Raw genomic sequence first — 12,446 nt, forward strand, 5'->3', positions numbered from 1 at the left:
ATCGAGACGGCGCCGGGCAGAAAATAAAAGATGGTTCTTTTGTGTGATTTATGCACATCGTGACAAAGCTGTGAATTCGTAACATTCTGTTTATATGCGTTGGCCCGTAATGCAAAAATTTTGTATGTAATTGAAATTAAAGAATAAAAAGACTGATCAAAAAATGATCAATTCGTAGGCTGGCGCAGTTATCAAGGGATGGCAACCGTTCCCCCGCGATTTTGCACAGGTTTATCCACAGAATCCGTGGAAAAGCTTACAAGGCGTCCACGTGACAGGCATTTACGGGCGAAATAAGTAAGTTAGAGGATGCTGTGGACAACTTCCGGTATACTCCGCCACACCCAAAGGCAAGGAGTTTTTTTCGATGTACGGTGCTATCCGCAATCTTTTGTTCCGGCTGCCCCCCGAGCAGGCCCACACGCTTGCCCTGACCGGACTGGATCTGGCAAACCGTATCGGAGTGCTGAAGGCATGCTCGCCGACGATAGATGCATTGCCAGTCAATGTTATGGGGCTTGAATTCCCGAACCCGGTCGGCCTGGCGGCCGGGCTCGACAAGAATGCGGATCATCTGGACGCATTGGGCTCCCTCGGGTTCGGATTCATCGAAGTGGGAACCGTCACACCGCTGGCGCAACCCGGTAACCCGAAACCGCGCATGTTCCGCCTGCCGGAGCACCAGGCCATCATCAATCGTATGGGTTTCAATAATGAGGGCCTGGACCACATGCTGGCGCAGGTGGAGAAGCGCCGGTACCGAGGCATTCTCGGCATCAATGTGGGAAAGAACAAAGACACGCCGAACGAAGATTCCGAATCGGATTACCGCAAGGGGATTGCGGCCGTCTATTCGCGGGCCGACTACATCACGGTGAACGTGTCCTCACCGAATACGCCGGGCTTGCGTGACTTGCAGTTCGGTGATTCGCTCATGCGCTTGCTGGAGGCGATCAAGGACGAGCAGACCCGTTGCGCAGCGCATCATGGCCGTTACGTGCCCATTGCCGTCAAGATCGCGCCGGACATGGACGATGAAGGCATTCGCTTTGTAGCGCGGGCACTGCGCAGTTCCGGTCTGGATGGGGTGATTGCCACCAACACCACCATCAGCCGTGATGCGGTTCAGGGTCACGAGAACGCTGGCGAGGCCGGGGGGCTCAGTGGTGCCCCGGTGCGCGAACCTTCGCTGCGGGTCATTCGCGGCCTTTATTCGGAGCTGGGAGAGGGCCTGCCGATCATTGGCGTGGGCGGTATTACGGATGGCGCCAGCGCGGCAGAGAAAATCCGGGCCGGGGCAAAGCTGGTGCAGGTCTATACGGGCTTCATTTACCGTGGCCCGGCATTGATCAAAGAGGCGGTGGAAGCCATACGCCAATTGCCGCAGTAACAGATGGGGTAGCAGGGAAGGCCCCGTTTTCGGGGGCCAGAACGAAGATGGGCCCGCTAAGCGGGCCCGTGCGGGGAATGAACCCCGTGGCGCTTCATCGCATGGTACGGGTCGGGAGAACCCGTTTCGGTTGCTCTGAGTACTGCGTCAAATTGTATGTAAAAAGATCAGATTAAAGATCGGAGTTATGGTCTGTCACGCCGTGACGTTTGCCAGTTTGTGGATGCCGGACACGCCGGTCATGCCCTCCCATTGATCTGTGCGGCCCTCGCGCCACCCGCTTAACCATTCCTGGCGGACTTCCGCCTGTTCCAACGGGCAACTGTCTTTGGATTTGCCGGACACGCCGGCCAAATAACCCCGTTTGAATGCACGAGCGTACATATCTCTTTTCTGTCTTTTCATGCCGTTCCTCACTGATGGATTAACAGAACAAGCGTGTACACTTCTGCCATGGTCCTGACAGGCGGATTCCCTCCGGGATTATCCACTATTGCCAGTTCCGACCAGAGCAGTCAGGATCCTGTTAACGGAGAGCAACAAGAGCTCCCCCGAACGACGCGTCACTTACAAGGTAAGTCGAACCTCGCGCCGATGTACACTAATTATTTCATCTATATGAAGCTTCTCTTATAGTTGTGTGACATAACGAACGTGTTTTTTCCAAGAGAAAATACACTATTCCATGCAGTTAGCCGCAAACCGAGATTTCCGGGAGTTGAACTTGTCTGATTCTGTCTTTTTCGTAACCTGTCCGAAGGGCGTTGAATACCTTCTGGCAGATGAACTTCGCACATTCGGCATGGAGCCGGTGCGGAATGCGCCTGCGGGCGTATGGGCAGAAGGACCGCTGGAGAGCGGCTATCGGGCATGTCTGTGGTCGCGGCTGGCGAACCGGGTCATCCTGCACATTGATGAGGTCAGCGCCACCAGCGGCGATGAGCTGTATGACGGGGTGGTCCATCTGGACTGGCAGCAGCACATTCCCGCCACCGGCAGTTTCCGCGTCAATTTCCTCGGCGAAAACGAAGCCATTCGCAATACCCAGTACGGCGCCCAGCGGGTCAAGGACGGCATCGTTGATCGTATGCGATCCAGCAGTGGGCAGCGCCCCTCGGTTGATGCGAAAACACCGGATGTCACCATTTCCGCACGCCTGAATCGTGGCCGTCTGTCGCTGGGACTGGACCTCAGCGGTCACAGTCTGCACATGCGTGGATATCGCACGGATAAAGGCATCGCGCCACTCAAGGAGAACCTGGCGGCAGCGCTGTTGTTGCGTGCCGGCTGGCCGGACATCGCGAAAGCCGGTGGTGATTTCATCGATCCCATGTGTGGCTCCGGCACGCTGGTGGTTGAAGCGGCCCTGATGGCGCTGGACATCGCGCCCGGCCGCAATACCGAACGTTTCGGATTCGAGACCTGGCTGGGTCACCAGTCGGAACTGTGGCTGCAGTTGCGGCAGGAAGCCGAGCGCCGTGCTCACGAGGGCAAGCAGGGCAGAGTGCCCCGTCTGGCCGGTTACGACCAGGACAGCCGGGTCATCGCCACGGCGTGGAAGAACATTCAGCGCGCCGGCCTGGACGGGCTGGTGCATGTGGAGTGTCGATCGGTTCAGGAATTGGTGCTGGACGGCGAATGGGCGTCACAGGGCCTGGTGCTGACCAATCCGCCCTACGGCGAGCGGTTGAGTGAGCGCAAGGAGCTGGGTGCGCTTTACCAGTCGCTGGGTGAGGCGGTCAAGGCGGCGGTTCCGGGCTGGCGACTGGGGGTCTTCACCGGCGCGCCTGAATTTGGCAAGTCCATCGGTCTGCGCAGCTATAAACAGTACAACCTGTTCAATGCCAAACTACCGGCCCAGCTGCTGCTGTTCTCCATTGACGACGCCAGCGCCATGACACCACGGGAACCGGGCATTCCCGGCGAGGTGCAGCCGCGCATTGCCAATCAGGAACGGGCGGCCATGCTGCGCAACCGCTTGAAGAAGAACATGAAGACCATCGGCCAGTGGGCCCGCAAGCAGGGTATCGAATGCTACCGGTTGTACGATGCGGATATGCCCGAGTTTGCGCTCGCCATCGATCTGTATGACGGCCGGGTGCACGTGCAGGAATACGCCGCACCGAAGACGGTGGACGAGCGTTCTGCGCGGGAGCGCCTGGCGGAAGCGCTGGCGGTGATTCCGGACGCGCTCGGCATTGAGCGTGAACGTATGGTGTGCAAGCAGCGTCAGCGTCAGACGGGTACATCGCAATACGAAAAACAGGCCGCCAGCGGAGAGTTCTTCACCGTGCACGAACACGGCTGCGCGCTGAAGGTAAACCTCAAGGATTATCTGGATACCGGCCTGTTTCTGGACCACCGCCCGGTGCGGCACTGGATCCAGCAGCACGCCTCCGGTAAGCGCTTCCTGAATCTGTTCTGTTATACCGGCGCGGCCACTGTGCACGCCGCGGTGGGTGGTGCCAGCCGTTCATTGAGTCTGGATATGTCGAAAACCTATGTGAACTGGGCCGAGGACAATCTGGCGCTGAATCGGGTCGACCGCCGCCATCACAGGGTGGAGCAGGCGGACTGTCTGGCCTGGCTGGCTGCCAAACCAACGCCGGATCAGCGCTTCGATCTGATTTTTATGGACCCGCCCACTTTCTCCAACTCTGCCCGTATGGCCGGGGTGCTCGATATTCAGAAGGACCACGGCAAGCTGGTACGGCAGGCGATGCAGCGGCTGACGTCAGAGGGTCTGTTGATCTTCTCCAACAATTTCCGTCGCTTCAAGCTGGATGAGGCATTGGAGCGGGAGTTCGCCATCGAGGAGGTGTCGCGCGATACCCTCGACAAGGATTTCCAGCGCAATGCGCGGATTCACCGATGCTGGCATATCCGCCACAGGATCTGATCAGAACTCGTAGCGAATGCCGCCGGAAAACTGGAAGGTGTTCACGTCCGAGCCGGTATCCTTGAACAGGCGTCCGCCTTCGAATACCAGGTAGCCGTTGTCGATGATCTCGAAATCGAGACCCGCCAGCCAGCTGATGCTGAAGCTGCTGTCCGGGAAGTCGCCGTCGATTTCCCGGAACTGGCGGTTTTCGTCGGCATCGACGTTGGTCAGTTCGGCGTCGCCGTTGATGTGGGAGAAGCCGGCCTGGGCGAAGACATTGGCGTAGCTGGTAATGGGGTAGTGCAGGCCAAGGTACCAGCTGGCGAAGTAGTCGATGGAGAGGGTCAGGTCGCCGGTCTTGGCGTCTTTGTAGCCGCTGCCGGCACGGACTTCTGCGTGAAACAGATCCGTGATGTGTCCACCAACGACCAGGGTGCCTACCTGGCCCCAGGCCGCTTCGTTGGAGGTTTCACCAATGCTGCGATGATTCAGGGCGGTGGCGTACAGGCCCACGTAGTGCATGTCTTCCCGTGCTTTCTCGCTGGAGACGGCGAGGTCTGCGCTCAGCAGGGCGATGGGCAGTAGCACTGCCGGCAGGGTATGTCGCAACACCTTGTTCATTGTTATGGGCTTTCCTGACGATTGCGGATACGGGCAGATTCTGCCTTCTGTAACGGTTTGTTACGTCGACCCGCGTCACACTTCCCTCAGTCTTCCAGCAAGCCCTCTTCCCGCGCCAGCATCAGCAGGGCGTATACGCCATTTTCTGCCAGCGTAGGTTCCAGCCCTTCGTCAAACAGCAACTGACGGCGACGATCTTCCAGGCTGTCGGTATCCAGGTTGGTGATCAGTTCGGTGATCGGAATCAGCTCGAAAGGGGGCTCCATCTCTACCGCCGTGAATATCAGATCCACCAGGATCTCGTCCGGGTCCATGCCGTCGGTGTAAACCGTCTGGTCGGGCAGGTCCTGGTGAAGCTCCCGCGCCAGTTCGATCAGCGGCACGCCCTGCTCCTCGAGGTAGAGCAGATCGATATCGCCCAGGTCGCCGTCTTCCGGAATCCAGCTGTCGTCCGGTGCGATGACGACCGTTTTCAGGCGGCCATCTTCAAGGGACCAGGACATGGCGGTGGGGAACACGGTGTCGTCGGTCTGGCAGTATTCGATGTCGAGAAATCGTGGTAGTGGCAAGGTAAACTCCCGTTCTGGTCGTGCCGGGTCAGGGTAAGTACCGGTTTCTCCCGGCAGCGTTTATATTGGCTTCGTGCCATACTGTTGTCAGCATTATCAGTTAATCAGGAGCATCATGGAACACGCGCAGTTTAATCACGGTTTGCTGAATTTTCTCGATTCGTCTCCCACCCCCTGGCACGCAGTCGCGACCATGAAGGCTCGTCTTGACGAGGCCGGATTTACGCCACTGGATGAGAAAGACGAGTGGTCGCTGGCGCCGGGGCAAGGCTACTACGTGATTCGCAACGGTTCATCCATTGCGGCCTTCCGAACCGGGCAGGGTGATGTGGTGGAGAAAGGTATTCGCATGGTGGGCGCGCACACAGACAGCCCCTGCCTGAAGGTGAAGCCGAATCCGGAGTTGCGCCGCAAGGGATTTTTCCAGGTAGGTGTCGAGGTTTACGGCGGTGTATTGCTCAACCCGTGGTTCGATCGCGACTTGTCGCTGGCAGGCCGGGTTACGGTGCTGGATGAGGCGGGTGAGGTCAGAGACATCCTGGTGAACTTCCGCAAGCCGGTGGCGTTCATCCCCAGCCTGGCGATTCACCTTGACCGCGAGGCCAACAGTAACCGCACGATCAATGCGCAGACGGACCTGCCGCCGGTGTTGATGCAGGTGCCGGATGCCGACGCCACCACGTTTGCGTCGCTGCTGGAGCACCAGGTTGTATCGGAGAGCGGCGTCGGCGTGCGCAAGGTGCTGGGCTATGAACTCAGCTTCTACGATGCTCAGGGCGCCTCGTTTGTAGGGTTGCGCGATGAATTCATTGCCTCGGCACGATTGGACAACCTGCTCAGCTGCTATATCGGTCTGCAGGCGTTGCTGGCGACGTCCGGGGATGAGCCGGCGCTGCTGGTCTGCAATGATCACGAGGAGGTGGGCAGCATGTCCGCAGAGGGCGCCCAGGGGCCTTTTCTGTCTGCGCTGCTCGATCGCTGGTGCGGCGCGGGGAAATCCCGGGCCATTGCCCGTTCGATGATGGTTTCCGCCGATAATGCCCATGGCATCCACCCGAATTACGCGGACCGACACGATGAAAACCACGGGCCGTTGCTGAACCGGGGCCCGGTGATCAAGGTCAATCACAACCAGCGGTACGCCACCAACAGCCGTTCCGCTGCCGTCTATCGTCATCTCAGTGACGAGCTTGGCCTGCCGCATCAGACCTTTGTGGTTCGCAGCGACATGGGTTGTGGCAGTACCATCGGCCCGCTGACGGCGGCAAACCTGGGCGTGACTACCCTGGACATCGGAGTGCCCCAACTGGGTATGCATTCGATTCGGGAAATGATCGGCACCGAGGACGGGTTGACGTTGTGCCGGGTATTACAGGACTTCATGCAGCGGCCCCAGGTGTTCTGAGGCCAGAAACGAAAAATGCCGCGGCTTCGTCAGAGGCGGCGGCATTCCGGAATCAGTGGCTCCCCGACCTGGGCTCGAACCAGGGACAAACGGATTAACAGTCCGTTGCTCTACCAACTGAGCTATCGGGGAACAGTCGACAGGCGCGAATATTAAGGGCTTTATTCGTTGGGGTCAACCCTCTGAAATAAAAGGTTAAAATTTGTACTATCAATCCGAATCCCACCCGGTTCCGCCAGACATTGGCGAGCGGGCATTGCGCTATCGTCCCCCACCGTGGCTGCGGAACGGGCATGTGCAGTCGGTGTGGCCAACGTTGTTTCGCAAAGTGGACATGGCGGAACCGGAAACCGAAGTACTCCCCACCAGCGACGGTGATGAGCTTCATCTGGACTGGTATCGCCAGGGCAGTGGGCGCCTGGCTATTTTGTCCCATGGGCTTGAGGGCCACAGTCGTCGGCCGTATATGCTGGGCCTCACTCGCGCGCTGATGACCGCAGGCTGGGACGTGCTGGCGTGGAATTTCCGCTCCTGCGGCGGGGTGATGAACCTTCAGCCACGGTTCTACCACAGCGGGGCTACCGAGGATCTGGAGCGGGTGGTGAATCATGGTCTGGCGCAACAGTACCAGACGCTGTTTCTTTCGGGATTCAGCATGGGCGGCAATTTGACGCTGTTGTACCTTGGGCAGCAATCAGAGCAGGTTGACAGCCGTATTTGTGGTGCCGTTGCCTATTCGGTGCCTTGTGATCTGGCTGGCAGTGCCGACGAATTGGCGAAGTCGAGCCGGAAAATCTACATGCAGAGGTTTCTGCGGGATCTTCATGTAAAAATGCAGGAAAAAGCCCGGCGCTTTCCGGATCTGATCGACGTCAGCGGGTTCGAGAATATTCGCAATTTCCATCAGTTCGACAATCGCTATACGGCGCCACTGCATGGGTTTCGCGATGCCGAGGACTACTGGGCAAGATGTTCAGCATTGCATAAGCTGAGGGATATCCGGGTGCCGGCGCTAATGCTGAATGCAGCGGATGACCCGTTTCTCTCCCGCCGCTGCTTTCCCGAGTCGAGGGCGCTGCTCGGTCAGCACGTTCGTCTGGATGCCCCCCGCTGGGGCGGTCACGTCGGCTTTGTCGAGCACGCGCGTGATGGGTATTACTGGTCAGAGCGGCGCGCCATTGCCCACATTCAGTCGGTACTGGGCTAGCGGCTCCGGGTAAGCGTTATTTCAGCAGAGATTTCAGTTGTGGCCAGATATTGGCCAGCAGTTGTCCCTGGGCGGCGGCGGAGGGGTGAATGCCGTCTCCCTGCATCATGCCTTCCTGGTCGTAAATGCCGTCCAGAAAGAATTCCACCAGAGCGGTATCGTACTGGTCGGCAAGCTTCGGGAAGATACCGGCAAACGCCTGGGTATAACGTTCGCCGTAATTGGGTGGAATTTGCATGCCCACCAGCAGAGGCCGGGCTCCGGCATCCTGAACCTGCTCAATCATGCGGGCAAGATTCTTCTCGATGACACCCGGTGGGAAACCCCGCAGGCCATCATTGCCGCCAAGTTCAATCACCACTACGTCGGGATTGTTCTGCTCCAGCAGGCGGGGCAGGCGCCGCAGACCACCGTCGGTGGTCTCACCGCTGATGCTGGCATTGACCACTTCCCAGTCGGCCAGTCCTTCGGAATGCAGCCGGGCCCGTAACAGCGCCACCCAGGCCTCGTCAGTCTGCACTCCGTAGGCGGCGCTGAGGCTATCGCCGACGATCAGTAGTGTCCTCTGCGGCTGCTCCTGATTCGCCTGCGCACAGGTGAAGGCGAGCACAAAGACGATGAAAACTATTGATCTCAGACGTAAAAATACCGTATCCATAGACAACCTGTTAACAGATGCAAAACCGATGGAGACTCCGTGAGCAACCAGACCGACGTTCAGAACAAAGGACGGCAGCAGCCCATGCTGAAAGTCAGCAACCTGACTCATACTGTCAGCCTGGAGACAGATACGCTCACGATCTTGCAGGGGGTCAGTCTGGAAATCAATCGTGGAGAGTCCGTAGCCATTGTGGGCCGGTCCGGATCCGGGAAAACCACCTTGCTGGGTCTGCTGGCAGGACTGGATACGCCCACCGAGGGCACCGTGGAACTGGATGGTGCCGTGATCAGCACATTGTCGGAAGACGAGCGCGCAAAACTGCGGGCGCAGCGAGTCGGTTTCGTGTTTCAGTCCTTCCAGTTGCTCCCAGCGCTCACCGCGCTGGAAAACGTGATGCTGCCCCTGGAGCTGGGTGGTGTAGAGTCCCCCGCCCGGAGAGCTCGGGAACTACTGGAACGGGTCGGCCTGGGTGAGCGTCTCAACCACACGCCGCGACAGCTCTCCGGCGGTGAACAACAACGGGTGGCGATCGCCCGCGCCTTTGCGTCTGATCCGGCGGTGCTGTTTGCCGATGAGCCCACGGGCAATCTCGACAACCGCACCGGGCAGTCGGTATCCGACCTGTTGATGGCATTGAACCGGGAGCAGGGCACCACACTGGTGATGGTGACCCACGATGAACATCTGGCTGCCCGTTGCGCCCGGCAGTTCAACATTGAGGCGGGCGTGCTGACGGAGCCCGAGATTCGTAACGCTGTGGAGCCGATGTCCTGATGGCTGCTTCCGACAAACTCATGTCTATCCGCCGGGACTGGCGGGAGCGGGATGTGCGGGTAGTGCTGGCGGCGCTGATGATCGCGGTGGCCACGGTGGCCACCATTGCCCTGTTTGCCAGTCAGTTGCAGCGCACACTGGTGACCTCAGCCAGCTCCTTTCTGGCGGCTGATCGTCAGCTCGAGGCGGAAAATGGCCGACCCGTGCCTGAAGCCTGGCTGAGCGAGGCGCGGAGTCGCCAGCTGGAAACCGGCCAGATGGTGGAGTTTTCCACCATGGTCTCCGGAGCTGACAGTTTCCAACTGGTTGCCCTGAAGGCGGTCAGCAACGAATACCCCCTGCGAGGACAGATTGAGTACCAGCGTGACGAAGATCAGCCCAGAGAACTGGTGTCGCAGGGGCCGGCACCCGGCGAGGTCTGGATTAACCCGCGCCTGCTGCGATTGCTCGATATTGAGGTGGGTGACACGCTGGAAGTGGGGAATCTGGAATTGACGGTGTCCGGCCTGCTGGTTCGTGAGCCGGACGGTGGCTTTCGTTTGTCAGCCCTTGCGCCGCGGGTAATGATGCACGTGGACGATGTGCCGGCGACGGGCGTCATCCAGGAAGGCAGTCGAGTCGAGTACATCTACCTGTTTGCCGGCGAGGAAGCGGCTTTAGAGTCCTACCATCAATGGCTGCAACCGCAGTTGGAGCCCAGCCACGAATGGGAAGGCGTACGAGACGGGGAAACCTTCTCCCGCTCGTTGCAGCGCGCTGAGAGTTTTCTGCTACTTGGCGGAAGTCTGGCGGTGATGCTGGCGGCGGTCGCCGTGGCGGTGGCCAGCCGGCAGTACGCGCTGTCCCAGCGCGATACCGTGGCCCTGCTCAAGACGCTTGGCGTTCGTAGTCGGGGTATCGGCACGCTGTATCTGAAGCGCCTCGGCCTTTGGGGCGTGGCCGGTGCGGTTGGCGGACTGGTGATTGCCTTGCCGCTGTATTGGTTGTTGTCAAAGCTGCTCAGCGATGTGCTGGAGCGGTCGGTGGATTACCAACTGGATCCCGCAGCGCTGGTGCCCGCGTTGCTGACCGCCCTGGTGGCGTTGTTCGCCTTTGCCTATCCGCCTATCCGCCGGTTGCGGAACGTGCCGGCCATGCGGGTGTTGCGCTCCCAGCCCGGGGAATCCGGTCGGGAGGCCGTGCCGGATCTGGTCATCGCCGTACTGGCGGTGTTCGGCCTGGTATGGATGTATGCCGGCGAAGTGTCTCTCGTTCTGGCGCTCCTGGGTGGGCTTGGTCTGCTACTCGGCACCCTGGCGTTGCTGGGGTGGATCATGGTGCTGAGCCTGCGCAGAATCCGTGGCGGCGGTAATGCCTGGAGGCTGGCGCTGGTGGGCCTGTATCGCCACCGCCGCGCCAGCCTGTCGCAGATGGCCGTGTTCGCCATGACGCTGATGCTGGCCGCCACGCTGATTCTGGTTCGGACCTCGTTGCTGGCGGACTGGCAGGCGCAACTGCCTGACGACACGCCAAACCATTTCCTGATCAACATCGCACCGGATACGGTGGAAGAAATCGACGACTTCTGGCAGCAACGTGGCCAGCCGCTCGATACCCTGTACCCGATGGTGCGGGGCAGGTTTACCGAGCTGAACGGTGGCCCGGTCAGGGAAGCCGTTACCAAGGACGAGGGGGTAGGGGCGCTGAACCGCGAACTGAACCTGACCTGGATGGAATCGCTCCCCGATGACAACGAGATTGTCGAGGGCGAGTGGTTTGCGCCCGGAGACACCGCCGGCGTCTCGGTGGAGGCTGAACTGGCGGGTAAGCTCGGGCTGAGACTGGGCGACCAGCTGACGTTCACTATCGGCTCGGAAAAAGTGACGGAACCCATCACCAGCATCCGAACGGTGCAGTGGGACAGCATGAAGCCCAACTTCTACATGGCCTTTCCGCCCGGCGGCGGCCTGGAAGAGATGCCGGCTACCTGGATCACCAGTTTCTTTCTGCCCGGTGACAACAAATCGGCCCTGAACGAGTTTTCACGCCGGTATCCGACGGTCTCCGTGCTGGAGATTGACCACATCATCCAGCGCATCCAGAACATTGTGAAACAGGTAACCCAGGCCATCGAAGCCATTCTGGCGCTGATTCTGGCGGCGGCGCTGGTGGTGATGGCGGCAGTGGTCAGTGCCACCCTGCGGGACCGTCAGCGGGAGGGCGCTTTGCTCCGAACCCTTGGCGGCCGGCAATCCCTGCTGGTGCGTAGCACCATGCTGGAGTTCGCGCTGTTGGGTCTGTTTGCGGGAATTCTCGGTGTGGCGGCGGCGGAGGCGGCAGTGTGGGCGCTGCAGTTCCGTATGTTTGAGGGTCAGTTTCAGTGGCACTGGACGGTGGTGCTGCCGATACCGGTATTCAGTGCCGTTGTGCTGGCCCTGTTTGGCCGCTGGCAGTTGCGGCCGGTGCTCAGCGTGTCACCGATGCTGCTGCTGCGGCGCCTTGAGTGAATGTTGCCTTAACGATATCGGGCGAGGATGGTGTCCAGTTCGCCACTGTCGCGAACGGACGCCAGCTCCTCATTGAACTGCTTCGCAAAGTCTGTCCAATCCCTGCGCAACATCAGGCGAAACGGGTAGTTGCTAATAGTCTCTTCGGAGATCCGGAACTGCCCCTGAAGCCCGTCGTTGAGCAGAATCCACTGGCCAACGAGGCGATCGGCAACGGCGGCGTCAAAGTGTTTGCCGTGAAGCAGAAACGTGAACATGTCCCGATCACGAGCGACATCAAAACGTTTGATTTTTTCGTTTTCGAGATGGGGCTCCAGTTTCGGATAGGAGTACCCCAGGTGCGTCACGATGGTCCGGTTGAACAGGTCTTCCGGTTTCCCATTGTATTACGCGACCTTGTAACATGTTACTCTAGTTTAACCTATTGAATCTATTCGTTTATATGCCATGTG

General features: G+C 59.4%; 11 protein-coding genes and 1 tRNA gene. 6 read left to right on the forward strand and 6 right to left on the reverse strand.

Going from position 1 to position 12,446, the window contains the following annotated elements:
* The first annotated feature begins 367 nt into the window (after positions 1-367).
* Positions 368-1,390: a quinone-dependent dihydroorotate dehydrogenase gene (locus tag MLC70_RS13260; protein ID WP_248184507.1), complete on the forward strand. Its 1,023-nt coding sequence runs from the start codon at positions 368-370 to the stop codon at positions 1,388-1,390.
* A 195-nt stretch (positions 1,391-1,585) separates the two neighbouring features.
* On the opposite strand, the gene rmf is transcribed toward MLC70_RS13260, so the two are convergent.
* Positions 1,586-1,795 carry a ribosome modulation factor gene (rmf, locus tag MLC70_RS13265; RefSeq protein WP_248184508.1) on the reverse strand — a complete coding sequence of 70 codons (210 nt, stop codon included), beginning with the start codon at positions 1,793-1,795 and terminating at the stop codon, positions 1,586-1,588.
* A 319-nt stretch (positions 1,796-2,114) separates the two neighbouring features.
* On the opposite strand from rmf, the gene rlmKL reads away from it, so the two are divergent.
* Positions 2,115-4,289 (forward strand): bifunctional 23S rRNA (guanine(2069)-N(7))-methyltransferase RlmK/23S rRNA (guanine(2445)-N(2))-methyltransferase RlmL, encoded by a 2,175-nt coding sequence (gene rlmKL / locus MLC70_RS13270; protein WP_248184510.1) that lies wholly within the window; start codon positions 2,115-2,117, stop codon positions 4,287-4,289.
* On the opposite strand, the gene MLC70_RS13275 is transcribed toward rlmKL, so the two are convergent.
* Positions 4,290-4,892, reverse strand: coding sequence for an outer membrane beta-barrel protein (locus tag MLC70_RS13275; RefSeq protein ID WP_248184512.1), 603 nt, complete (start codon positions 4,890-4,892; stop codon positions 4,290-4,292).
* An 86-nt stretch (positions 4,893-4,978) separates the two neighbouring features.
* On the reverse strand, positions 4,979-5,461 hold the full coding sequence (locus tag MLC70_RS13280; RefSeq protein ID WP_248184515.1) for a hypothetical protein: 483 nt from the start codon (positions 5,459-5,461) through the stop codon (positions 4,979-4,981).
* 115 nt (positions 5,462-5,576) lie between these two features.
* On the opposite strand from MLC70_RS13280, the gene MLC70_RS13285 reads away from it, so the two are divergent.
* Complete coding sequence (locus MLC70_RS13285) at positions 5,577-6,866, forward strand: M18 family aminopeptidase (protein ID WP_248184519.1); 1,290 nt, start codon at positions 5,577-5,579, stop codon at positions 6,864-6,866.
* 56 nt (positions 6,867-6,922) lie between these two features.
* Here the strand turns inward: MLC70_RS13285 and MLC70_RS13290 are convergent.
* Positions 6,923-6,998 (reverse strand) — tRNA-Asn (locus tag MLC70_RS13290).
* 70 nt (positions 6,999-7,068) lie between these two features.
* Between MLC70_RS13290 and MLC70_RS13295 the strand changes: the two genes are divergently transcribed.
* The gene (locus MLC70_RS13295; RefSeq protein WP_317237870.1) at positions 7,069-8,073 is read left to right on the forward strand and encodes a YheT family hydrolase; all 1,005 of its coding nucleotides are present in this window, start codon (positions 7,069-7,071) and stop codon (positions 8,071-8,073) included.
* 16 nt (positions 8,074-8,089) lie between these two features.
* Here MLC70_RS13295 and MLC70_RS13300 read toward each other — a convergent pair whose 3' ends face one another.
* On the reverse strand, positions 8,090-8,731 hold the full coding sequence (locus MLC70_RS13300) for an arylesterase (RefSeq protein WP_248184521.1): 642 nt from the start codon (positions 8,729-8,731) through the stop codon (positions 8,090-8,092).
* Between the two features lie 84 nt (positions 8,732-8,815).
* Between MLC70_RS13300 and MLC70_RS13305 the strand changes: the two genes are divergently transcribed.
* Both MLC70_RS13305 and MLC70_RS13310 read left to right on the forward strand, forming a co-directional pair.
* Positions 8,816-9,508, forward strand: coding sequence for an ABC transporter ATP-binding protein (locus MLC70_RS13305; RefSeq protein WP_248184534.1), 693 nt, complete (start codon positions 8,816-8,818; stop codon positions 9,506-9,508).
* Positions 9,508-11,994, forward strand: a complete 2,487-nt coding sequence (locus MLC70_RS13310; RefSeq protein ID WP_248184523.1) for an ABC transporter permease — start codon at positions 9,508-9,510, stop codon at positions 11,992-11,994. The genes MLC70_RS13305 and MLC70_RS13310 overlap by 1 nt, the downstream gene beginning before the upstream one ends.
* An 8-nt stretch (positions 11,995-12,002) precedes the next feature.
* On the opposite strand, the gene MLC70_RS13315 is transcribed toward MLC70_RS13310, so the two are convergent.
* Positions 12,003-12,341 carry a substrate-binding periplasmic protein gene (locus tag MLC70_RS13315; RefSeq protein ID WP_248184525.1) on the reverse strand — a complete coding sequence of 113 codons (339 nt, stop codon included), beginning with the start codon at positions 12,339-12,341 and terminating at the stop codon, positions 12,003-12,005.
* Positions 12,342-12,446 lie beyond the last annotated feature (105 nt).

The sequence above is a fragment of the Marinobacter goseongensis genome, from assembly GCF_023156235.1.
Classification (GTDB): domain Bacteria; phylum Pseudomonadota; class Gammaproteobacteria; order Pseudomonadales; family Oleiphilaceae; genus Marinobacter; species Marinobacter goseongensis.

Excerpts from the sequence above, each read along its gene's own strand:
- MLC70_RS13260 (WP_248184507.1), top strand. The coding sequence starts at position 368 with ATGTACGGTGCTATCCGCAATCTTTTGTTCCGGCTGCCCCCCGAGCAG.
- rmf (WP_248184508.1), bottom strand. The coding sequence starts at position 1,795 with ATGAAAAGACAGAAAAGAGATATGTACGCTCGTGCATTCAAACGGGGT.
- MLC70_RS13275 (WP_248184512.1), bottom strand. The coding sequence starts at position 4,892 with ATGAACAAGGTGTTGCGACATACCCTGCCGGCAGTGCTACTGCCCATC.
- MLC70_RS13285 (WP_248184519.1), top strand. The coding sequence starts at position 5,577 with ATGGAACACGCGCAGTTTAATCACGGTTTGCTGAATTTTCTCGATTCG.
- MLC70_RS13300 (WP_248184521.1), bottom strand. The coding sequence starts at position 8,731 with ATGGATACGGTATTTTTACGTCTGAGATCAATAGTTTTCATCGTCTTT.
- MLC70_RS13305 (WP_248184534.1), top strand. The coding sequence starts at position 8,816 with ATGCTGAAAGTCAGCAACCTGACTCATACTGTCAGCCTGGAGACAGAT.
- MLC70_RS13310 (WP_248184523.1), top strand. The coding sequence starts at position 9,508 with ATGGCTGCTTCCGACAAACTCATGTCTATCCGCCGGGACTGGCGGGAG.